Raw genomic sequence first — 19,626 nt, 5'->3', positions numbered from 1 at the left:
CTATGACTGATATCAAATTCGCCGCGATCGGCATCAATCACAGCCACATCTATGGCCAGGTTGATTGCCTGCTCGAGGCCGGCGCGCAGTTCACCGCCTTCCACGCCGTCGAGGACGACCTGGCTGCCGACTTCGGGGCCAAATATCCGCAGGCCAGGCGGGTTGCCGATCCGCGCGCCATCCTCGAGGATCCGTCCATTGCGGTGGTGCTGACATCCGCCATCCCGGCCGACCGCGCTGCCATTTCGCTGGCCGCCATGCGGCACGGCAAGGACGTGCTGACCGACAAGCCGGGCATGACCACCTTCGCCCAGCTCGACGAACTCAGGCGGGTGCAGGCCGAGACCGGCCGCATCTATTCGGTGCTCTACTCCGAGCATTTCGAGGTGCGCGCCACGGTCGAAGCCGGCAACCTCATCGCCCAGGGCGCCATCGGCAAAGTGATCAATACGGTGGGCCTGGGACCCCATGCTATCCGCAACAACCAGCGGCCGGACTGGTTCTTCGATCGCCAGCGCTATGGCGGCATTCTCTGCGACATCGGCAGCCACCAGTTCGAGCAATATCTCTTCTTCTCCGATGCCATGGATGCCGAGGTGGTTTCGGCCAACGTCGCCAATCGCGGCAATCCCGATCGGCCGGGGCTGCAGGACGTGGGCGACGTGCACCTCAGAACCGCCAATACGTCAGGCTATATCCGGGTCGACTGGTTCACCCCCACAGGTCTGCCCACCTGGGGCGACGGACGCCTGACCATCCTGGGCACCGAAGGCTATATCGAGCTGCGCAAATATATCGACATTGCCGGCCGCCCGGGCGAAAATCACCTCTTCCTGGTCAACAGCGATGGCCCGCGCCATATCGACTGCTCCCGGGTCGAACGGCCCTTCGGCAAGCAGTTCCTCGACGATGTCAGGAACCGCACCGAGACGGCCATGCCGCAGGAGCGGTGCTTCAACGCCATGAAGCTGGCGCTGACCGCGCAAGCCTTGGCCGAACGCGGGACGGAGTGGGCGCAATGACCAAGATCTTCAATGTTGGCGTCGTCGGTTGCGGCATCGGCCGCAGCCATATCGTGGAAGGCTATGTGCCCAATTCCGGCAAGTTCCGGGTCCTGGCCCTGTGCGACCTCAATGCCGAGCGCATGACCGAGGTTGCCGACGAGTTCGGGGTCGAGCGGCGCATCGCCAGCTTCGAAGACCTGCTTGGTATGGACGACATCGACATCATCGACATCTGCACGCCGCCGGGCCTGCATTTCTCGATGGTCATGGCCGCGCTCAAAGCCGGCAAGCACGTCATCTGCGAGAAGCCGCTGGTCGGTTCGCTCGCCCAGGTCGATGCTGTCATGGAACAGGAAAAGCACAGCAAGGGCCTGCTGATGCCGGTGTTCCAGTATCGGTTTGGCGATGGCATCGAACAGGCCAAGGCCATCATCGATGCCGGCATTGCCGGCAAGCCCTTCATGGGCACGGTCGAGACCCTGTGGCGGCGCGACGCGCCCTATTATGCCGTGCCCTGGCGCGGCAAGTGGGCCACCGAGCTGGGCGGCGTGCTGATGGGTCATGCCATCCACCCGCATGACCTGTTCACTTACCTCATGGGCGATATCGAGCGCGTCTTCGGTCGCGTCGCCACCCGCGTCAACCCGATCGAGGTGGAAGACACCATCTCGGCCTCGCTGCTGATGAAATCGGGCGCCCTGGCCAGCTTCACCGCGACGCTGGGCTCTGCGGACGATATGACGCGCATCCGCCTCGCTTTTGAAAATGTCTCCTTCGAAAGCGACCACGCCGCCTATAATCCGGGCGAAAAGCTCTGGAAAATCCAGCCGCGCAATCCCGAGACGGCGGCAAAGATCGATGCGCTGCTGGCGAACTGGCACCACGTGCCCTCCCGCTTCCAGACGCAGATGGCACGCTTCCACGATGCGCTGGTCGGATCCGGCCCGCTGCCCGTCAGCAGCCGGGATTCCCGCCGCTCGCTCGAGCTGGTTACGGCCTTCTACCATTCCTCGTCGACCAATCAGGACGTCGTCCTGCCCATCGGCCCCGGCCATCCGCTCTATGAAAGCTGGGTCCCGGCCCAGTTCCGCGCGGCTTAGGAGAGTTCCATGTCGACACCCATTCAGCTCCGCAGACTGGTCAAGGCCTATGGCGATATCGAGGTCGTGCACGGCATCGATCTGGACATCGATCCGGGCGAGTTCACCGTCTTTGTCGGTCCCTCCGGCTGTGGCAAGTCGACCCTGCTGCGCATGATTGCCGGGCTCGAGCCGATCACCGGGGGCGACCTGCTGATCGATGGGGAGCGCATGAACGACGTGCCGGCCGCCCGGCGCGGCATTGCCATGGTGTTCCAGTCCTATGCGCTCTATCCGCATATGAACGTGTACCAGAACCTGGCCTTCGGCCTAGAAACCGCCAAGGCGCCCAAGGCCGAGATTCAGGAACGGGTGCAGCGCGCCGCCGAAATCCTGCAGATCGTGCCGCTGCTGCAGCGCAAGCCCAAGCAGCTTAGCGGCGGCCAGCGCCAGCGCGTCGCCATCGGCCGCGCCATCGTGCGCGAACCGCGCATCTTCCTGTTCGACGAACCACTCTCCAACCTCGATGCCGAGCTGCGCGTACAGATGCGCGTCGAGATCGCCAAGCTCCACAACGATCTGGGCAACACCATGATCTATGTGACCCACGACCAGGTGGAAGCCATGACCATGGCCGACAAGATCGTGGTGCTGCGCGCTGGCGTCATCGAGCAGGCCGGCGCCCCGCTCGAGCTCTACAACAATCCGAAAAACCTCTTCGTTGCCGGTTTCATCGGCTCGCCCAAGATGAACTTCCTGACCGCCAGCGACGATGGCGCTGGCATCAAGGTGGCGGGCAACAATGTGAACCTGTCGCGATCAGTGGCCGGAACCGCGACCCTGGGCGTGCGCCCCGAGCATATCACCATCGCCGAGGGCAGTGGCATCAAGCTGGCCGATATCACGGTGGACCTGGTGGAAAATCTCGGCGGCCAGACGGTGGTCTACGCCACCACGTCGGACGGCCAGCCGCTCAACATCGTGCTGGAAGGCCAGCGCAAGGTGGAGCTGGGTTCAACTGTCGGCGCCTATATCGATCCGGCGCGGCTGCATCTGTTCAACGCCGAAGGCAACGCCATCTAGACGCGAGGCTGGGGCGGGTCAGCGTCTGCCGCCCTTTCGCTCGACCATCACCGCCAGCCCATCGAGCAGGCATTCAAGCCCGAACTCGAAAGCGCGGTCCGGATCGCCCAGGCCGTAGAGTTCGCCCACCACCGGACCGATGCGGCTGGCGACGGGATAGGGCGAGAAGTCCACGGTTTCGAGGAATGGCGCGATGGCATGCCACCATTCGTCATCGCTCATGCCCGTCAGTTCCTTGACCATGCGGGCGCGGGCCACGTCGCGCACCGCACCATGCACGTAGTTGGCCACCATGGTCACCGACAGGTCCATTTCCACCTCGCTGAGATTGAGCCCGTCGAAGGCGGCAAGGAAATAGTCGTAGGCGCGCATGGTATTGGGCCCAAGGACCGGCCGATGCGTCGCCACCTGCAGCACCCAGGGATGGCGCAGGTAAAAGGCCCGGTATTCGCGGGCGACGAAGGCAACATTGGCTCGCCAGTCTTCCGGCCTGAACGCCTGCGCCTCCTCGCTACCATCGGCGGGCCGCGCCACCGCATCGAGCATCAGGTCGAGCAGCACGGCCTTGTCGGGGATGTGGGTGTAAAAGCTCATCGGCGAGATGCCGACCGCCTCGGCGACGCGCCGCGTTGAAACGGCATCGATCCCCTCCTCGTCGGCAAGGCGCACCGCCGCCCGCACCAGGTCGGCCACCGCCAGCTTCGACTTGGGTCCCCGCTTGGGCGCCTCGATCCGACCCCACATCAACTGCAGGGTTTTGATCGGATCGCCGCGTCCGGCAATATCGTCAGCCATCGGGCCTCCAAATAACACTTTACACCGTACATAGTTATGCTAAACCCTGTGCGGCGTACGAAGTTAGTTAGCGTTTCCACGCGCCAAAGTCGAGACATTGTCGAAATTCCGCCTGCTGCCGCGTCATGTCAGCAGGGGCTGCGGCAGTGTGCCCACGGACACGAAAGGGGACATTCATGATCCATGCCAGAGATCTAGCCCGCACCTTCAAGACCAAGGCGGGGTCGGTGGAGGCGGTGCGGGGCCTGAGCCTCGACGTCGCCGAGGGCGAATTGGTCGCCTTTCTGGGACCAAACGGCGCCGGCAAATCGACCGCGCTGCGCATGTTGACCACCCTTCTGCCGCCGAGCTCGGGCAGCGCCAGTGTCGGCGGCCATGACGTGGTCTCCGATCCGGCCGCCGTGCGGCGCCAGATCGGTTATGTCGGGCAGGGGACAGGCTCGGGCCCCTATCACCGGGTGCGCGACGAGCTGGTAAGCCAGGGCAGGGCGCAGCGCATGAGCACGATGGCGGCTCGGAAGCGCGCCGATGAAATGCTGGGCATGCTCGAGCTCGATGGTCTCGCCGACCGGCCTTGCGCGTCGCTCTCGGGCGGGCAGAAACGCCGGCTCGACGTGGCTTTGGGGCTGATGCACACCCCGCCTATCCTCTTTCTCGACGAGCCATCCACCGGACTCGATCCGCATTCGCGGGCCAATCTCTGGGATCACATCGCCCGCCTGCGCGAGGCAAGCGGCATGACCATCTTCCTGACCACCCACTATCTCGACGAGGCCGATACCATGGCCGAGCGGGTCATGGTGATCGACCATGGCGTGATGATCGCCGACGATACGCCGGCCCGGCTCAAGGCTGATCTCGCCGGCGACACCATCCACATCAGGCTGCTCTGCAACGACCAGCTCTCCCATGCCGCCGAGATCGCGCGGAATCTGCCGGACGCGCGCGAAGCCACGGCACAAGGCCGCGACCTCGCCGTGACGTTGCGGGACGGTGAGGCGGTGCTGCCCGAATTCATCCGTCGCCTGCACCAGTCCGGCATCGAGGCCATGAGCGCCCGCGTCGTTCGGCCGACGCTCGATGATGTCTTCCTCGGCCTCACGGGCCGGTCTCTGCGCGAAGCCGTCTCAGCGTGATCAGGAGAAAACCATGACCTTCTTCAGCGACACGACCATCTCCTTCCGCCGCGAAATCGGGCCCACCCTCCGATCCTGGTACTACATTCTCTTCGGGCTGGTGCAGCCGCTACTCTATCTCGCTTTGTTCGTGCCATTGCTGGGCAATGTGCCCGGTCCCGACGGCGCCTCACCCCTGCAATGGTTCGTACCCGGCATGGTGGTCATGCTTGTGCTGTTCACCACTGTTTCCTGCGGCTGGTCGCTGACCGAGGAACTGATGAGCGGCAGCTTCGAGCGCCTTCTGGCCACGCCGATGAGCCGGCCGGCCATCATGGTCGGCCGGGCGCTCAAGGAACTGGCGCCGCTCCTGGTCCAGGCCCTGATCCTCATCATTGTCGCCACCCCGTTCGGTCTGGTGCTGCATCCGCTGCCCATGCTGCTGGGCCTAGCCATGCTGATGCTGTTCGGCGTGGGCGTTGCCTCGCTGTCCTACGCACTGGCCATAGCCAGCAAGCATGACGGCAGCCTGTTCTATCTCGTCAGCCACTCGGTCGCCTTGCCAATGATGTTGCTGGGTGGCGTGCTGCTGCCGATGACCAATGCGCCCGGCTGGCTCTATGTTGCCAGCCGCTTCAACCCGCTGACCTATCTGGTCGAAGCCGAGCGGGCGCTGTTCTCGGGCGACCTTGCATCGCTGCCCGTCCTGTCAGGCGTTCTGGTTGCAGCGCTCGTTGCGGCACTTGGCCTCACAGTGGGCGTCAGCCAGATCCGCAAGGCATCGCTTTAGGCACGAGATTGCCGCTTGACCAAATCATAGCTCGTTGGCTATACGTCAATCCATAGCTGATGGAACATGGATTGGCCCAGATAGTGGATGCGCAGGATACGATCTTCAGGACGCTTGCCGATCCAACGCGGCGGGCGCTGTTTGAACGCCTGTGCCGCGAAGGCGAGGTCACGGTAGGGGGCCTGACGGCCGGAGCCGGGGTATCGCAGCCGGTGGTCTCGCGGCATCTGGGCGTGCTCAAGCAGGCGGGACTGGTGATTGATCGGCACGAAGGCCGCCAGACCCATTATCGCGCCCTGCCCGGTGCCCTGGCGCCGCTTGTCGACTGGACCAGCGAGATGACCAGCTTCTGGGAGGGGCGGTTCGACGACCTCGAAAATCTGCTCACGAGGATGGACCAATGACCGAGATACCGCCCATCCGCACCGTCGTCATCGAGCGCGAGGTTGCCCATCCGCCGGAAAAGATTTGGCGGGCGCTGACGCAGCCGCACCTGCTCGAGGAATGGCTGATGAAGACCGATTTCAAGCCGGAAAAGGGCCAGAAGTTTACCTTCAGCCGGCAGCCCCAGCCCGATATCAGTGTTGTGGTCGATTGCCAGGTGCTCGATATCGAGCCCAACAGATCACTGTCCTACTCCTGGCAGGCCTTCGGCCTTGAAAGCGTGGTGACCTTCACGCTCGAGCCGACGCCGAGGGGCGCCATTATCCGCATGGAGCAGACCGGATTCCGTCCCGATCAGGACGCTGCCTACAAGGGCGCCCGGGCCTCCTGGAAACAATTCGTGACCCGGCTCGACGAGCTGCTGTCGCGGCTCGACTGACGTGCAACGTCCAAGACCATACAGGGAGAATTCTGATGGCTAGCAAGACCAGCAAGAAGACCTTTTCGGATGCCGAACTCGAGGCGATGCAGGATGCCAAGGTCGAGCGCAAAAGGGGCAAGAAGGCCGACGGCCTCGGCGATCTGCTCGCCAAGATCGCCGAACTCAACGAAAGCGACAAGGCGATTGCCGAACGCATCCATGCCCTGGTGAGCGAGAACGCCCCGGACCTGTCTCCCAAGACCTGGTACGGCATGCCGGCCTGGGCCAATGGGGATGGCAAGGTGGTGTGCTTCCTGACGCCGGCCGGCAAGTTCGATTCCCGCTATGCGAGCTTCGGCTTCAACGACGCGGCCAGGCTCGATGATGGCACGGTGTGGCCGACCTCCTTCGCCGTGACCAGGCTCACCAAGGCAGATGAGGACATGCTTGCCGCGCTGATCCGCAGGTCTGTCGGCTAGGCCAGCTTGAATATCGCGCACGCTGTCGAAAATCGGCTCGCTGACACGTCATGTCAGCAAGCTGCCGCAAAGTCGGTCTGGCTCCGGCCCAACCAAGAGGACTGCCCTTGACCACTCCCCTTTACGGCTCGATCATCATCCGCGGCGCCCGCGAGAACAATCTCAAGAATGTCTCGCTGGACATTCCAAAGCGCCAGATCACGGTGTTTACCGGAGTGTCGGGCTCGGGCAAGTCGTCGCTGGTCTTCGGCACCATAGCCGCGGAAAGTCAGCGCCTGATCAACGAGACTTATCCGGCCTTCGTGCAGCAATTCATGCCGCGCTATGGCCAACCCGATGCCGACCAGCTCGAGAACATCTCGGCCGCCATCATCGTCGACCAGCAGCGTCTGGGCGGCAACTCGCGTTCGACCGTGGCGACGGTGACGGACGCCGCGCAGATGCTGCGCGTATTGTTCTCCCGGCTGGCCGAGCCGCGGCTCGGACCGCCCAGCCTCTATTCCTACAACGATCCGCGCGGCATGTGTCAGGACTGTGAGGGCATCGGGCAGGTGGCGGCGATGGATATGTCTGCCGTTGTCGATGAGAGCAAATCGCTCAACCAGGGCGCCCTGCTCCCCAAGGACTTTGCCGTCGATAGCTGGTGGTGGGAAATCTACAAGAATTCCGGCCTGTTCGACATGGACAAGCCGATCAGCAGGTTCACCGAGGAGGAGCGCCACAACCTGTTCCACCTCGATGACGGCCGCAAGATCAAGGTGGGCAAGATCGGCCTCACCTATGAAGGCGTCGTCGCCAAGCTCAAGAAGGGCCTGGGCAGCAAGGACCCCGAAAGCCTGCAACCGCATGTGCTGCGCGAATACGAGAAAATCTTCACCCGCGCCAGCTGCCCTTCCTGCCACGGCGCCCGGCTGAACCAGGCGGCCCTGGGCAGCAAGGTGGAAGGCCACAACATTGCCGAGCTGTCGGCCATGCAGGTGAGCGAGCTGGCCGAACTGGTCCGCCAGATCAAGGCGCCGCAAGTGGGGCCGATGCTGGAGGCGCTGGCGCTGCGGCTGGAAAACCTGGTGACCATCGGCCTCGGCTATCTCAGCCTCGACCGCGAGAGCTCGACCCTGTCAGGCGGCGAAAGCCAGCGCGTCAAGATGGTGCGCCACCTGGGCTCGTCGCTGACCGACATCACCTATGTGTTCGACGAACCCTCGGTGGGTCTCCACCCGCACGATGTCGGCCGGCTGGCCGGGCTGATGCAGCAGCTGCGGGACAAGGGCAATACGGTGCTGATCGTCGAGCACAAGCCCGACATGATCGCCATTGCGGACCATGTGGTGGACATGGGACCCTTCGCCGGCAGCAAGGGCGGCGAGGTGGTTTATGAGGGCGATTATGCAGGCCTCCTGACCTCAGGTACCCTCACCGGCAACCACATCAGGAAGCATCAGCCGATCAAGGACAAGGTCCGCCAGCCGACTGGCGAGCTCAGGATCGCTCATGCCGGCCTCAACAACCTCAAGGATGTCTCGGTCTCCGTCCCCAGGGGTGTGCTGACCGCCGTCTCGGGCGTCGCCGGATCGGGCAAATCCAGCCTGATCCAGGGCTGCCTGCCATCAGCCTATCCCGACACCATCATCATCGACCAGAACCTGGCGCGGGGCTCGCGCCGTTCCAATACCGCCACCTATACCGGCATCCTCGACAATGTGCGCAAGGCCTTCGCCAAGGCCAATGGCGTCGACGCCGCCTTGTTCTCGGCCAATTCCAAGGGGGCCTGCCCGGACTGCAACGGGCTGGGCGTCATCTATACCGACCTTGCCCATCTCGACCCGATGATCACCACCTGCGAGACCTGCGAAGGCAAGCGCTTCACCGCCGAGGTGCTGCAGCACCAGCTGCGCGGCAGGTCGATCAGCGACGTCTACGAAATGAGCATCTCGGACGCCGTCGGCTTCTTCACCGAGGCGGCCATCGCCAAGATTCTGGGCAGCCTCGACGATGTCGGCCTGGGCTATCTGACCTTGGGCCAGCCGCTCTCGACGCTCTCGGGCGGCGAACGCCAGCGGCTCAAGCTCGCCGCCGAACTGGGGAAGGAGGGCAATATCTATGTGCTCGATGAACCCACCACGGGCCTTCACATGAACGATGTCGATACGCTGATCGGCCTTTTCGACCGGCTGGTCGATGCCGGCTCCTCGGTCATCGTCATCGAGCACAATCTGGATGTGATCTCACGCGCGGACTGGGTCATCGATCTGGGTCCGGGCGCCGGCCAGGATGGCGGGACGGTTCAGTTCGAGGGCGTGCCGGCCGACTTGGCCAGGGCGAAGAATTCGCTGACCGGCCAGCACCTGGCGGCGCGCGACTAACCGGCGTCGCGTTGATCGCACCAGGCACGGACGAGGCGCTGCAGTTCGGGTGCCTTGGCGGTCACCTCGTCCAGGCTGGCAAATTTCATGAACCGGCTGACAGCCTCGCCACCTTCGAGTGAGGGGAAATCGCCGGCAATGCTGGCGCCGGTATGAAACATCAGGCTGGCATGCGCCTTGGCGCGCGGGAAGAACGAGGCGAGGTTTCCCTTGTAGGTGAATGTCGGCGCCTTCCACTTGATGGTCTCGCCAATTCGCGGATCGGCGGTCAGGACGACGCGGCGCACAGCCTCGACCACTGGCTTCATCGGATTGTCATAGGTCGCCATCCAGGCATCGACCTCGTTGGCCACGGCGTGTACCCCTTGGCTTGTTCTGACCGATGCTATTCCCCATCTGGGGTGCAATCAACGCCTGGAGCAGTCTTGGACACCTCGTCTCGCCTTGCCCTCAAGCTCGACATCGTCGTCATCGGCGCCGGGCAGGCCGGGCTGAGCTCGGCCTATCATCTGAAACAGCTCGGGCTCCAACCTGGACGCGACTTCCTCGTGCTCGACCGTGCCCCGCAGCCGGGCGGCGCCTGGCAATATCGCTGGCCCTCGCTGACGCTCTCCACCGTCAATCGCGTGCATGACCTGCCGGGCCTGAGCTTTGCCGACAATGCCGGCGGCGACGCCAGCGTGCGCGCCTCCGTGGCCGTCCCGCATTACTTCGCCGCCTATGAGGAGCGCTTCGGGCTGGACGTGCACCGTCCCGCCAGCGTCAATGTCGTCTGCAACCGCGGTGAGCGCCTGCGCGTCGAGAGCGATCGCGGCCTGTTCTCGGCCCGGGGCATCATCAACGCCACGGGTACCTGGGAAAAACCCTTTATCCCTGATTATCCCGGCCGCGAGAGTTTCACCGGCCGCCAGCTCCATACCCAGCAGTTCCACGCGGCCGAGGATTTCGCCGGCCAGCATGTGCTTGTTGTCGGTGGCGGCATTTCGGCCATCCAGCTGCTCGATCAGATATCACAGGTCACGCGCACCACCTGGGTGACGCGGACCCCGCCGCGTTTTCGCGAGGGTCCATTCGACCAGGAGGCGGGGCGGGCGGCGGTGAAACTGGTGGAAGATCGCGTCCGCGCCGGCCTGTCGCCCAATTCGGTAGTGTCGGTCACCGGCCTGCCGCTAAGCCCCGCAATCCTGGCCATGCGCGAACGCGGCGTACTCCAGCGGCAGGACATGTTCAGCGAAATCACGCCCACAGGCGTCCGCTGGGCCGATGGGCGGAGCCTCGATGTCGATGTGATCCTGTGGTGCACCGGCTTCCGTTCGGCGCTCGATCATCTGGCGCCGCTGCAGCTGCGTGAGGAGAGCGGTGGCATCACCATGACCGGACGCCTGGCCACCCAGGTCGCCCGCGACCCGCGCGTCCATCTGGTCGGCTATGGGCCATCGGCCTCGACCATCGGCGCCAACCGGGCAGGGGCGGCGGCCGCACGAGCGCTGACGGCGTTTCTCGAGCTCCCGGCGAGCTAAGCGCCGCCGGACATCGCGCCCGGCGGCTTGGGGTTCAGGGTTGGGGCGCCGAATCCACCACGCCGTGTGGATACTCGGCATTGGGTATGTGGGTCAGCAGTTCACCATTGGCATCAACCTGCACGGGCTGGTTCGCCGACTGGCTGTAGAACAGGCCATGCAGGCCCCAATAGGCACCACAGATCACCACCAGCGCAGCCAGCAGGCCGGCGGGCACACTCCCCATGCTGGGTACCAGTCGCTGCAGCTTGAGGCCCGAGGGCGAGGGATCGGCAGCAATCAGGAACAGTGTTCCCATGATCAGGGCGTGCCCGACCAGGTCGATGCGACCGAACGGATAGACCGCGGCAGTGAAGATGACGATGAGCGCGATGGCCGAAAGCCGCCGGATCAGGGGCGTCCACAACAGACCAAAGCCCATGGTGAACTCGGCCACGCCCGCCATGGGGATGAATGTGTCGCGCGGCATGCCGAAGGTCAGGAAGGGACGTTCCTCGACCAGGGGATAGAACCATTCGGCATAGGCGAACTTTTCCAGGCTCGACCACATCAGCGCAATCGCCACGCCCCAGCGCAGTACGGCAAAGCGCTGCCCGTAGAACCGACCATTGGGATTGGCGGCCAGGACCAGGTAGCCGGCTACGCCCACGCCAAGCGCCAGATAGTCCAGCAGGTGGAAGAAGTCGTAGTCGCGCAGCGCAATCACCCAGAGCCCTATAATGCCGGCGGCGGCCAGCGGCATGGTGCGCCGCGAAAACACCAGCATGGCGATGAGCAGTTGCAGCCACGACACCCATTCGTTCGGCGTGTGCAGGTCCGGCGTCAGATAGACGCCACCCACCGCAAAGATCGCCACGAAGAACCCGCCGATGACCACGCGCATGAAGTCATCTGCCCGGTTCCACAGCGGCAGGCTGACCCGGTCGAGGGCGCCGCTTACCCCGAGCCCGACAGGGCCCTTCTCGAGAACGACGGTGGCCACAAGGAAAGCCAGCACCAGCACAATGCCGAGCCAGAACCAGCCATTTGCCAGCGTCTGGGTGATGGGGGCGGGCGCCGAACCCACCACATAGGGCGCAAACCACTTCACATGCGCATAGGCGGGTGTTCCCAGAACCATCAGCAAGCTCAGGCTCGACCCGGCCGCGAGGGCGAGCCGCGTCATTCCAGCAAAGGGAAAACCCCTATCATGTCTCGACATTATCAAAACTCCAGGCAGTATTATCTTGCGTATCACCCTCACATAGAGCCGTGGTCGCCGCCACCGTTGACCTGGGTCAAAAACCGAACGGGCAATCGTCGCCGCCACGCTTGGCGGTCCCGGACATCCGCATAGTAGACGGTGCCAGCGGGGCAGGCGGCGGCTATCCTGGGCGACCAACCGCCGGAAAGACAGCATCATGAAAACCTATACCCTGCCTCACACCGGCCGCACCGTCTCCAGCGTTGTGCTCGGCCTGATGCGCATCTCCAAGATGAGCAATGCCGAGATCGCGACGCTGGTCGGTACTGCGCGCGACGCCGGCATCAACGTCTTCGACCATGCCGATATCTATGGCGGCGAGCGCCACCTCTGCGAGAAGCGCTTCGGCGAGGCGGTAACGCTGACCCCGGCCCAGCGCGATCAGGTCGTCATCCAGTCCAAGGTCGGCATCCGCAAGGGCTATTTCGATTTCTCCAGGGAGCACATCCTGGCCACCGTCGATGGCTCGCTGGCCGCGCTCAAGACCGACTATCTCGACCTGTTGCTGCTGCATCGCCCCGATACGCTGGTGGAGCCAGAAGAGGTCGCCGAGGCCTTCGAGCAGCTCGTTGCCGCAGGCAAGGTGCGCCATTTCGGCGTCTCCAACCACACGCCGGGGCAGATCGAACTGCTCAAGAGCGCGGTCAAGCAGCCGTTGGTCGCCAACCAGGTGCAGCTCTCCATCACCCACGCGCCGCTTTTCGCCCAGGGCGTTGCCGCCAACATGGCCGGCCTCGACCAGTCGATTTCGCGCGACAATGGCCTGCTCGATTACTCGCGGCTCAACAATATGATGCTGCAGGCCTGGTCGCCGTTCCAGAAGGGATTTTTCGACGGCGTCTTCCTTGGCGACAAGGATTATCCCGAACTCAATGCCGACATCGATGCCCTCGCCGCCAAATATGGCGTGACGCCCACCGGCATTGCCGTGGCCTGGATCGTCAGGCATCCCGCCAAGATTCAGGTGGTGCTCGGTACCACCAATCCAGGCCGGGTCAAGGATTCGGCTGCGGGTTCGGATGTCCAGCTCACCCGCGAGGAATGGTACCGCCTGTTCCGCGCCGCCGGGCATATCTTGCCGTAAACCGCACCTATGGAAGGGTCAGTCGCTCCAGCCGGCCCTTCTTCATCAGGTTCTTGTAGTCCCACTGCACCGTCCGGGACTCTTCGACCCATCGGGCAATTTCTGCCGGATCGACCTCTTCGGGGGCGGTGTAGCGCTTCTCGGCGGCCTTGAACGTGCCCTCGGGCGCCAGGCCCGACGCGGTGAAGGACTGGCCACTCCAGAACAGCAGCCGGATGCAGCTCTTGAGCTTGGAATAGCCGACAATGGGATTGCCGGCGAGAAACCATACCGGATGGGCGTGCCAGATCTTGCTTTCTGCCTCTGGCAGGTTCGCCGCTATGGCCGCCCGGATCAGGTCGCAGATTTCCCGATCGCCGGGCGCCTGGGCCGCGTTGAACGCGTCGATCGTGTCCACCTTGAAGCGCTGCATCCCAACCTCGCGGATCGGTCCGCTCAGCCCACCACAGGTCGCAAAAAAACGAAAGGCCAGACTTGCGTCTGGCCTTTTGATCGTTTCTCCCGGAGGAGATTTGGAGCGGGCGATGGGATTCGAACCCACGACCCTAACCTTGGCAAGGTTATGCTCTACCCCTGAGCTACACCCGCGCTCCGTTTGTTGCCGCACTGCCTTGGCAGTCCGGCGACGCGCGCCTATATGCCCAATCACCTGTCCGATTGCAACCCACAATTTGGCCCGACCGTCATCTTAGTGCCGCCTTGTGGGTTGAGGGGCTTGTCACATCACCGTTCGCGGGCGCAAGAAGTGTCCAGAACTTCAAGATTTCGCCTAGCTGCAAGGGCCTCGTTCCGTCATGACCACCCCGTTTAGCGGCGTTGCCGCCGCCCCTCAATCTGCCGTTCCTGCTGGCGCCCTGATCAAGGATTCGAGCGATCAGGCCTTCAAGGCCGATGTGATCGATGCTTCGCTCGACCAGCCGGTGCTGGTCGATTTCTGGGCGCCGTGGTGCGGCCCCTGCCGCCAGCTGACGCCGGCGCTTGAAAAGGTGGTCAACGAGAAGGCCGGTGCCATCAGGCTGATCAAGATCAACATCGATGAGCATCCCCAGATTGCCGGCCAGCTTGGCGTGCAGTCGATCCCGGCCGTATTCGCCTTTGCCGGCGGCCGCCCGGTCGATGGTTTCATGGGCGCCATGCCCGAGGGCGAAGTGCGCCGCTTTGCCGAGCGCGTCATTGACGGCGCCCCGGCGCCGCAGCCTGCCGAAGGTTCGATCGAGGCCCAGATAACCGAAGCCGTCGCCGCCGCCGAGGAAGCTCTCACCGCTGGCGATCTCGGCCGCGCCGCCCAGATCTTCGGCATGGTGCTGCAGCACCAGCCCGACCATGCCACGTCACTGCTCGGTCTCGCGCGTGTCTATCTGGCTGCCGGCGAAGCCGAACAGGCCCAGGCCACGCTCGACCTGCTCCCCGAAGCCGAACGAAAGGGCGAGGTCTATACCACGCTGGTCAATTCCATCCGGCTCCTCGGCGAGGCCGCCAATCTCAGCGAGACCGCGGCGCTGGAGGCCGCTGTCGCGGCCAATCCGGATGATCACCAGGCCCGTTACGATCTGGCCCTGGCGCTCAATGCCGAAGGCAGCAAGGTCGAGGCGGCCGAGGCGCTGGTCGCCATCTTCAAGCGCGACCGCACCTGGAACGAGGACGGCGCCCGCAAGAAGCTGCTCGAATTCTTCGATGCCTGGGGTCCGCGCGACCCGGCAACCGTCAAGGGTCGCCGCATGCTGTCGGCTGCCCTGTTCTCCTGAGGAACGCCATCATGCTCAAGCGCCCCGCATCGCCAGCCGACTTGCCCAAGTCGGTGCCGCTCTTCCCGCTCAGCGGGGCCTTGCTGCTGCCCTTCTCGCACCGCCCGCTCAACATCTTCGAGCCGCGCTATATCGAAATGGTCGACGCGGCCCTCCGCGGCGATCGCCTGGTTGGGCTGATCCAGCCCGAGGACACGTCGGAAGAGAGTCCCAAGGGTCGCAGCCCGCTGCAGTCGATCGGCTGCCTCGGCCGGTTGACCCATTTCGAGGAAAGCGGCGAGGGGCGCTATTTCATTATCCTCGAAGGCGTTTCCCGCTTCCGCCTTGTGCATGAACTCACGGTCATGACGCCCTATCGGCAGGGCGTGATTTCGGCCGAAGACTTTGCCACCGACTTCACCCGCGACTTCGGCGAAGAGGCGGTGGATCGCGAGCGTTTCGTCCGCATGATGCGCGACTATGCCGAATTCGCCAGCATCGAGCTCAACTGGGAAGAGATCGAGCGCACCGGCACTGCCGACCTCGTCAATTTCTGCTGCATGGTGGGGCCCTATGGTCCAGCCGAAAAGCAGGTGCTGCTTGAGGCGCAGACGCTGGAGCAGCGCGCCGAGACGCTGATCGCCATGACCGAATATGAAATTGCCCGTGGCGGCAGCGGCGGCGCTGCTCCGCTGAATTGAGTGTTTTCAGCAAAAGTGGATACGGTTCTGCGGTTCGGAAACGCGACAATTGAGACCCCGCCATGAGCCAGGCGCCATCGGTCAATCCGCGTCATGTCCTTGATGTGAAGACGCTCGAAATGCTGGTCTGTCCGCTGACCAAGACGCGGCTGATGCTCTCCGCCGACCGGACCGAACTGATCTCGGTGGCGGCGCGCCTGGCCTTCCCCGTCGTCAATGGCGTGCCCCTGCTCAGTCTCGACGAGGCCCGCACCGTCGAGCCGGAAGCGTTGCGGGAGTTGCCCGACCTCAAGGACGGCCATTAGCCGTCATTCAGGAGGTGGAATGACCTCGTAGCGGTCGCGGACATGGGCGGCGAAGAACCGGCCCTGCGAATCGGCGGCACAGAGTTCGTCGAACACATCCTCGGGGACGTGGCGATAGCCATAGGGCAGCGCATCGCCCGTGAACCACAGCTGCAGCAACTGCTCGTCCGGGTCATATTCCGCTCGCCAGATGGCGCTGGAATCGAAGCGGACCATGGCTCAGATCGGCAGACCGCTCAGCAGCCTCGGACCGCTGGGCGAGACACCCGAAGCGGTGCGGATCAGCGCCGACTTGATAGGGCCGGCTCGATCCACCAGGCCCAGGCCGAAATCGCGCAAGGCGCGCACCGGCGCCAGGTCGTTGGAAAAGAGCCGGTTGAGTCCGTCGGTCATCGCGGCCATGGCCGATGTATCGAGCCGGCGCCAGCTCTGGTAGCGGCCCAGCACGTCGTCGCTGCCATGGTCGAGCCCCAGGCGGATCGCCTCGATGACCACTTCGGCCAAAGCCGCCACATCCTTGAGGCCCAGATTGAGGCCCTGGCCGGCAATGGGATGAACCACATGGGCCGCGTCGCCCACCAGCGCCAGCCGCGGGGCGACGAATTCGCGCGCGATCTGCAGCCGGAGCGGAAAGCCCATCAGCTTTTCCTCCACCGTCACCGCGCCCAGCGTCGAGCCCATCACCGCCTCGATCTCCCGGGCCAGTTGCGCCTGCTCCATGGCGAGGAATCGTGGCGCCGCCTCCCGGCTCTCGGTCCAGACCAGCGAAGAGCGATTGCCTGGCAGCGGCAGGCTGGCAAAGGGTCCGGCGGGGCGGAAATGCTCATAGGCCACGCCGTTATGGGGCAGTTCATGGCCGATAGTGGTGACCAGCCCGGTCTGTTGATAGTCGTGGGCGATGACGCCGATGCCCGCCATGCCGCGCAGCGCGGATTGCCCACCATCGGCGGCAACCAGCAGCGGCGCAGTCAGGATGCGGCCAGCGTCCAGCATCAGGCGGGCTGCCCCGCCCTCGACGGTATAGCCGCTGATCGTTGCCGGTGCGATGACCGAGATCTTATCGGCCACAGCGTCGAGCAGCACCTGCGCGCTGACGCTGTTGGGTACCATGTGGGCAAAGGCCTCGCCCGGTGCGATATCGCCGTCGAAGGTGAGGAACAGGGGCCGCGAAATATCACCCTGGCCCGAATCGGTGATGCGCATCGTGGTGATCGGTTGCGCCGCCCCCGCCATGCCGGGCCACACGCCCAGCGTCTCGAAGACGCGCCGCACGCCGGCGGCGATGGCCGAGGCGCGCGCGTCCCGCGGCACCGAAAGCGGCCGCCGGTCGACGAGGCCCACACGGATGCCCCTTGCCGACTGCACCAGTGCCAGGGCCAGCGTCAGCCCCACTGGGCCACCGCCGACGATCAGCACGTCATAGGCCTGCTCACTCATCTCCGGTCTCCTTGGAGTTCTATTGTGGTCCTGCTGTCGTTTTGCGCAAGCGCGCGGATCGCCGCGGCGCTGCTTCATATTTGTTCAACTCGGTCCAGAAATGCACAATAATTACGCATTTCGGTTGGGCCGCACGCGCAGGATCGATTTTCAAATCGTTAACCCTTTGAATTCATGCGGATTTTAGGGGTGCTGTCCAACTGGCACGGCGCTTGAGTCTAGTTTGCCATTCCAGACAAGCGCCAAGCGCAAAGGGGCTCACATGAAACTGGTGATCGCAATTATCAAGCCATCACGCCTCGAAGAGGTTCGCCAGGCTCTCAACTCACTCGACGTTCACGGCATGACCGTGACCGAGGTGAAGGGTTATGGCCGCCAGAAGGGGCATTCGGAAATCTACCGCGGCACCGAATATGCCGTGCACTTCCTGCCCAAGCTCAAGGTCGAGATCGCCGTTGATGACGCGCTCGCCGATGCCGTGAGCACCGCCATCCGCGACAGCGCCCAGACCGGTCGCATCGGCGATGGCAAGATCTTCGTGCTCGATCTGCTTGCCGTCACCCGTATCCGTACCGGTGAAACCGGCGCGGCTGCCCTCTAAGCGTCATCGGGAGAAAAACAGATGAAGACGTCAAAGATTTTGGGAAGCGTCGCACTCGCCTCCCTCCTGCTGGCCCTGCCCGCATTTGCCCAGGACGCTGCCGCGCCCGTCGTTGAAGAAGCCGCGGCCGTTGTCGACAAGGGTGACACCGCCTGGATGATGGTCTGCACCATGGTCGTGATCTTCATGACCGTGCCGGGCCTCGCCCTGTTCTATGGCGGCCTGGTCCGCGCCAAGAATATCCTCTCGGTGCTGACCCAGGTGTTCCTCGGCTTCTCGCTGATCGCCATCCTCTGGGTTGCCTACGGCTACTCGCTGGCCTTTGCCGGCCCCACCGAAGGCGGCCTCTCGGCCTTCATCGGCGATTTCTCCAAGTTCTTCCTGTCGGGCGTCACGCTCGAATCCACCGCCGCCACCTTCTCGGCTGGTTTCGAGCTGCCTGAAATGGTGTTCGTGGCCTTCCAGATGACCTTCGCCTGCATCACTGCCACCCTCATCGTCGGCGGCATCGCCGAGCGCATGAAGTTCGGCGCGCTGCTGACGTTCCTCGCCATCTGGTTCACCTTCTCCTATCTGCCGATCGCCCACATGGTCTGGGCCGGCCCTGGTCTGCTGTTCGGCATGGGCGCCTATGACTTCGCCGGCGGTACCGTGGTTCACATCAATTCCGGTGTGGCCGCACTCGTCGCCGCCATCGTGCTTGGCCCGCGCCTGGGCTACATGAAGGAGCCGATCGCTCCCCACAACCTGGTCTGGACCTTTGTCGGTGCCGGCATGCTGTGGTTCGGCTGGTTCGGCTTCAACGCCGGCTCCAACCTTGAGGCCAATTCGCTGACTGCCGTCGCCCTGATCAACACCATCCTGGCGCCGTCTGCTGCGGCCCTGGCCTGGGCTATCGGCGAAAAGGTCACCCGCGGCCATGCTTCGGCCCTGGGCGCTGTCTCGGGTGCCGTTGCCGGCCTCGTGGCCATCACCCCTGCTGCCGGCTTTGCCGGTATCGGTGGCGCCATCGTGCTCGGCGCCGTTGCCGGCATCGTCTGCCTGTGGGCAGTCGTCAACCTCAAGCCCATGCTCAAGTATGACGACAGCCTCGACGTGTTCGGCATCCATGGTGTCGGCGGTATCGTCGGTGCCCTGGGCACCGCCATCGTTGCCGCTCCCGGCCTCGGCGGCTATCCGCTGGGCGTTGCCGAGGAATACTCGATCACTGGCCAGTTCATGATCCAGCTCACTGCCGTCGGCATCGCCGTGGTCTGGTCGGGTGTGGTTGCCCTGGTCGCCATGCTCATCGTCAAGGCCATCTTCGGCGGCGCCCGCGTCCCCGAATCGAGCGAAAGCGATGGCCTGGATCTCTCGAGCCACGGCGAACGCGCCTACAACTAAGTCCGACTTTCCGGGCGGCGTCCGCGCCGCCCGCCTCTCCCTCGCATGGTCGACTCAAGGATCATGCGAACGTTGATCGTGGCGTGCGGCTCGTGCCCCTCTTGGCCCGCCACAG

The 19,626-nt window shown here is 64.1% G+C and carries 22 protein-coding genes and 1 tRNA gene; 16 read left to right on the top strand and 7 right to left on the bottom strand.

The window, feature by feature from the left end; all coding sequences use genetic code 11:
* Positions 1 to 2: 2 nt before the first annotated feature.
* The 3 genes from IH615_RS02730 to ugpC are packed head-to-tail and all read left to right on the top strand — an operon-like array spanning position 3 to position 3,166.
* Positions 3 to 1,022 carry a Gfo/Idh/MocA family oxidoreductase gene (locus IH615_RS02730; protein WP_291359615.1) on the top strand — a complete coding sequence of 340 codons (1,020 nt, stop codon included), beginning with the start codon at positions 3 to 5 and terminating at the stop codon, positions 1,020 to 1,022.
* On the top strand, positions 1,019 to 2,104 hold the full coding sequence (locus IH615_RS02725; protein ID WP_291359614.1) for a Gfo/Idh/MocA family oxidoreductase: 1,086 nt from the start codon (positions 1,019 to 1,021) through the stop codon (positions 2,102 to 2,104). Before IH615_RS02730 ends, IH615_RS02725 begins: the two co-directional genes overlap by 4 nt.
* 9 nt (positions 2,105 to 2,113) lie before the next feature.
* Positions 2,114 to 3,166, top strand: a complete 1,053-nt coding sequence (ugpC, locus tag IH615_RS02720) for a sn-glycerol-3-phosphate ABC transporter ATP-binding protein UgpC (protein WP_291359613.1) — start codon at positions 2,114 to 2,116, stop codon at positions 3,164 to 3,166.
* 18 nt (positions 3,167 to 3,184) lie between these two features.
* Here ugpC and IH615_RS02715 read toward each other — a convergent pair whose 3' ends face one another.
* Positions 3,185 to 3,961 (bottom strand): TetR/AcrR family transcriptional regulator, encoded by a 777-nt coding sequence (locus tag IH615_RS02715; RefSeq protein WP_291359611.1) that lies wholly within the window; start codon positions 3,959 to 3,961, stop codon positions 3,185 to 3,187.
* A 176-nt stretch (positions 3,962 to 4,137) separates the two neighbouring features.
* On the opposite strand from IH615_RS02715, the gene IH615_RS02710 reads away from it, so the two are divergent.
* From IH615_RS02710 to IH615_RS02685, 6 genes are all read left to right on the top strand, one after another.
* The gene (locus IH615_RS02710; RefSeq protein ID WP_291359609.1) at positions 4,138 to 5,097 is read left to right on the top strand and encodes an ATP-binding cassette domain-containing protein; all 960 of its coding nucleotides are present in this window, start codon (positions 4,138 to 4,140) and stop codon (positions 5,095 to 5,097) included.
* Positions 5,098 to 5,110: 13 nt separating this feature from the next.
* Positions 5,111 to 5,866, top strand: a complete 756-nt coding sequence (locus IH615_RS02705; RefSeq protein WP_291359607.1) for an ABC transporter permease — start codon at positions 5,111 to 5,113, stop codon at positions 5,864 to 5,866.
* 80 nt (positions 5,867 to 5,946) lie between these two features.
* Positions 5,947 to 6,270 carry a metalloregulator ArsR/SmtB family transcription factor gene (locus tag IH615_RS02700; RefSeq protein WP_291359676.1) on the top strand — a complete coding sequence of 108 codons (324 nt, stop codon included), beginning with the start codon at positions 5,947 to 5,949 and terminating at the stop codon, positions 6,268 to 6,270.
* Entirely contained in the window at positions 6,267 to 6,689 is a 423-nt protein-coding gene (locus IH615_RS02695) for an SRPBCC domain-containing protein (protein WP_291359605.1), read from the top strand. The genes IH615_RS02700 and IH615_RS02695 overlap by 4 nt, the downstream gene beginning before the upstream one ends.
* 35 nt (positions 6,690 to 6,724) lie before the next feature.
* Complete coding sequence (locus IH615_RS02690; RefSeq protein ID WP_291359603.1) at positions 6,725 to 7,150, top strand: DUF1801 domain-containing protein; 426 nt, start codon at positions 6,725 to 6,727, stop codon at positions 7,148 to 7,150.
* A gap of 107 nt (positions 7,151 to 7,257) precedes the next feature.
* A complete protein-coding gene (locus IH615_RS02685) occupies positions 7,258 to 9,513 on the top strand; it encodes an excinuclease ABC subunit UvrA (RefSeq protein WP_291359602.1) in 2,256 nt (751 codons plus the stop codon).
* Here IH615_RS02685 and IH615_RS02680 read toward each other — a convergent pair.
* The gene (locus tag IH615_RS02680) at positions 9,510 to 9,866 is read right to left on the bottom strand and encodes a DUF1801 domain-containing protein (RefSeq protein ID WP_291359601.1); all 357 of its coding nucleotides are present in this window, start codon (positions 9,864 to 9,866) and stop codon (positions 9,510 to 9,512) included. The two genes, IH615_RS02685 and IH615_RS02680, sit on opposite strands and share 4 nt — an antisense overlap.
* A 72-nt stretch (positions 9,867 to 9,938) precedes the next feature.
* Here IH615_RS02680 and IH615_RS02675 point away from each other — a divergent pair, with 72 nt between their 5' ends.
* Positions 9,939 to 11,033, top strand: coding sequence for an FAD-dependent oxidoreductase (locus tag IH615_RS02675; RefSeq protein WP_291359600.1), 1,095 nt, complete (start codon positions 9,939 to 9,941; stop codon positions 11,031 to 11,033).
* 34 nt (positions 11,034 to 11,067) lie between these two features.
* Here IH615_RS02675 and IH615_RS02670 read toward each other — a convergent pair whose 3' ends face one another.
* On the bottom strand, positions 11,068 to 12,234 hold the full coding sequence (locus IH615_RS02670) for a hypothetical protein (RefSeq protein ID WP_291359598.1): 1,167 nt from the start codon (positions 12,232 to 12,234) through the stop codon (positions 11,068 to 11,070).
* 199 nt (positions 12,235 to 12,433) lie between these two features.
* Between IH615_RS02670 and IH615_RS02665 the strand changes: the two genes are divergently transcribed.
* A complete protein-coding gene (locus IH615_RS02665) occupies positions 12,434 to 13,360 on the top strand; it encodes an aldo/keto reductase (protein ID WP_291359596.1) in 927 nt (308 codons plus the stop codon).
* A gap of 7 nt (positions 13,361 to 13,367) precedes the next feature.
* Here IH615_RS02665 and IH615_RS02660 read toward each other — a convergent pair whose 3' ends face one another.
* The gene (locus IH615_RS02660; protein WP_291359594.1) at positions 13,368 to 13,772 is read right to left on the bottom strand and encodes a DUF1801 domain-containing protein; all 405 of its coding nucleotides are present in this window, start codon (positions 13,770 to 13,772) and stop codon (positions 13,368 to 13,370) included.
* 101 nt (positions 13,773 to 13,873) lie between these two features.
* Positions 13,874 to 13,948: transfer RNA gene (locus IH615_RS02655), tRNA-Gly, on the bottom strand.
* Between the two features lie 206 nt (positions 13,949 to 14,154).
* Here IH615_RS02655 and IH615_RS02650 point away from each other — a divergent pair.
* The 3 genes from IH615_RS02650 to IH615_RS02640 all read left to right on the top strand — a co-directional run bounded on the left by IH615_RS02650 (position 14,155) and on the right by IH615_RS02640 (position 16,090).
* Positions 14,155 to 15,105 carry a co-chaperone YbbN gene (locus IH615_RS02650; RefSeq protein ID WP_291359593.1) on the top strand — a complete coding sequence of 317 codons (951 nt, stop codon included), beginning with the start codon at positions 14,155 to 14,157 and terminating at the stop codon, positions 15,103 to 15,105.
* Between the two features lie 11 nt (positions 15,106 to 15,116).
* Positions 15,117 to 15,785 carry an LON peptidase substrate-binding domain-containing protein gene (locus IH615_RS02645; RefSeq protein WP_291359591.1) on the top strand — a complete coding sequence of 223 codons (669 nt, stop codon included), beginning with the start codon at positions 15,117 to 15,119 and terminating at the stop codon, positions 15,783 to 15,785.
* 62 nt (positions 15,786 to 15,847) lie between these two features.
* Positions 15,848 to 16,090, top strand: coding sequence for a Trm112 family protein (locus IH615_RS02640; RefSeq protein WP_291359589.1), 243 nt, complete (start codon positions 15,848 to 15,850; stop codon positions 16,088 to 16,090).
* 3 nt (positions 16,091 to 16,093) lie between these two features.
* On the opposite strand, the gene IH615_RS02635 is transcribed toward IH615_RS02640, so the two are convergent.
* Positions 16,094 to 16,306: a KTSC domain-containing protein gene (locus tag IH615_RS02635; protein ID WP_291359587.1), complete on the bottom strand. Its 213-nt coding sequence runs from the start codon at positions 16,304 to 16,306 to the stop codon at positions 16,094 to 16,096.
* A gap of 3 nt (positions 16,307 to 16,309) precedes the next feature.
* Complete coding sequence (locus IH615_RS02630) at positions 16,310 to 17,527, bottom strand: FAD-dependent monooxygenase (RefSeq protein ID WP_291359585.1); 1,218 nt, start codon at positions 17,525 to 17,527, stop codon at positions 16,310 to 16,312.
* A 262-nt stretch (positions 17,528 to 17,789) separates the two neighbouring features.
* Between IH615_RS02630 and IH615_RS02625 the strand changes: the two genes are divergently transcribed.
* Both IH615_RS02625 and IH615_RS02620 read left to right on the top strand, forming a co-directional pair.
* Positions 17,790 to 18,128 (top strand): P-II family nitrogen regulator, encoded by a 339-nt coding sequence (locus tag IH615_RS02625; RefSeq protein WP_046134535.1) that lies wholly within the window; start codon positions 17,790 to 17,792, stop codon positions 18,126 to 18,128.
* A gap of 21 nt (positions 18,129 to 18,149) precedes the next feature.
* Complete coding sequence (locus tag IH615_RS02620; RefSeq protein WP_291359580.1) at positions 18,150 to 19,511, top strand: ammonium transporter; 1,362 nt, start codon at positions 18,150 to 18,152, stop codon at positions 19,509 to 19,511.
* Positions 19,512 to 19,626 lie beyond the last annotated feature (115 nt).

Origin of the sequence: Devosia sp. (assembly GCF_014860165.1) — a bacterium.
In the GTDB taxonomy this organism is placed as follows: Bacteria; Pseudomonadota; Alphaproteobacteria; order Rhizobiales; family Devosiaceae; genus Devosia.
This window is presented reverse-complemented; position numbering and strand designations above follow the sequence as displayed.

Bases quoted from the DNA above. Each gene is read 5' to 3' on its own strand.
- IH615_RS02730 (WP_291359615.1), top strand. From the start codon at position 3: ATGACTGATATCAAATTCGCCGCGATCGGCATCAATCACAGCCACATC.
- IH615_RS02725 (WP_291359614.1), top strand. From the start codon at position 1,019: ATGACCAAGATCTTCAATGTTGGCGTCGTCGGTTGCGGCATCGGCCGC.
- ugpC (WP_291359613.1), top strand. From the start codon at position 2,114: ATGTCGACACCCATTCAGCTCCGCAGACTGGTCAAGGCCTATGGCGAT.
- IH615_RS02715 (WP_291359611.1), bottom strand. From the start codon at position 3,961: ATGGCTGACGATATTGCCGGACGCGGCGATCCGATCAAAACCCTGCAG.
- IH615_RS02710 (WP_291359609.1), top strand. From the start codon at position 4,138: ATGATCCATGCCAGAGATCTAGCCCGCACCTTCAAGACCAAGGCGGGG.
- IH615_RS02705 (WP_291359607.1), top strand. From the start codon at position 5,111: ATGACCTTCTTCAGCGACACGACCATCTCCTTCCGCCGCGAAATCGGG.
- IH615_RS02695 (WP_291359605.1), top strand. From the start codon at position 6,267: ATGACCGAGATACCGCCCATCCGCACCGTCGTCATCGAGCGCGAGGTT.
- IH615_RS02690 (WP_291359603.1), top strand. From the start codon at position 6,725: ATGGCTAGCAAGACCAGCAAGAAGACCTTTTCGGATGCCGAACTCGAG.
- IH615_RS02670 (WP_291359598.1), bottom strand. From the start codon at position 12,234: ATGTCGAGACATGATAGGGGTTTTCCCTTTGCTGGAATGACGCGGCTC.
- IH615_RS02665 (WP_291359596.1), top strand. From the start codon at position 12,434: ATGAAAACCTATACCCTGCCTCACACCGGCCGCACCGTCTCCAGCGTT.
- IH615_RS02660 (WP_291359594.1), bottom strand. From the start codon at position 13,772: ATGCAGCGCTTCAAGGTGGACACGATCGACGCGTTCAACGCGGCCCAG.
- IH615_RS02650 (WP_291359593.1), top strand. From the start codon at position 14,155: ATGACCACCCCGTTTAGCGGCGTTGCCGCCGCCCCTCAATCTGCCGTT.
- IH615_RS02645 (WP_291359591.1), top strand. From the start codon at position 15,117: ATGCTCAAGCGCCCCGCATCGCCAGCCGACTTGCCCAAGTCGGTGCCG.
- IH615_RS02640 (WP_291359589.1), top strand. From the start codon at position 15,848: ATGAGCCAGGCGCCATCGGTCAATCCGCGTCATGTCCTTGATGTGAAG.
- IH615_RS02635 (WP_291359587.1), bottom strand. From the start codon at position 16,306: ATGGTCCGCTTCGATTCCAGCGCCATCTGGCGAGCGGAATATGACCCG.
- IH615_RS02630 (WP_291359585.1), bottom strand. From the start codon at position 17,527: ATGAGTGAGCAGGCCTATGACGTGCTGATCGTCGGCGGTGGCCCAGTG.
- IH615_RS02625 (WP_046134535.1), top strand. From the start codon at position 17,790: ATGAAACTGGTGATCGCAATTATCAAGCCATCACGCCTCGAAGAGGTT.
- IH615_RS02620 (WP_291359580.1), top strand. From the start codon at position 18,150: ATGAAGACGTCAAAGATTTTGGGAAGCGTCGCACTCGCCTCCCTCCTG.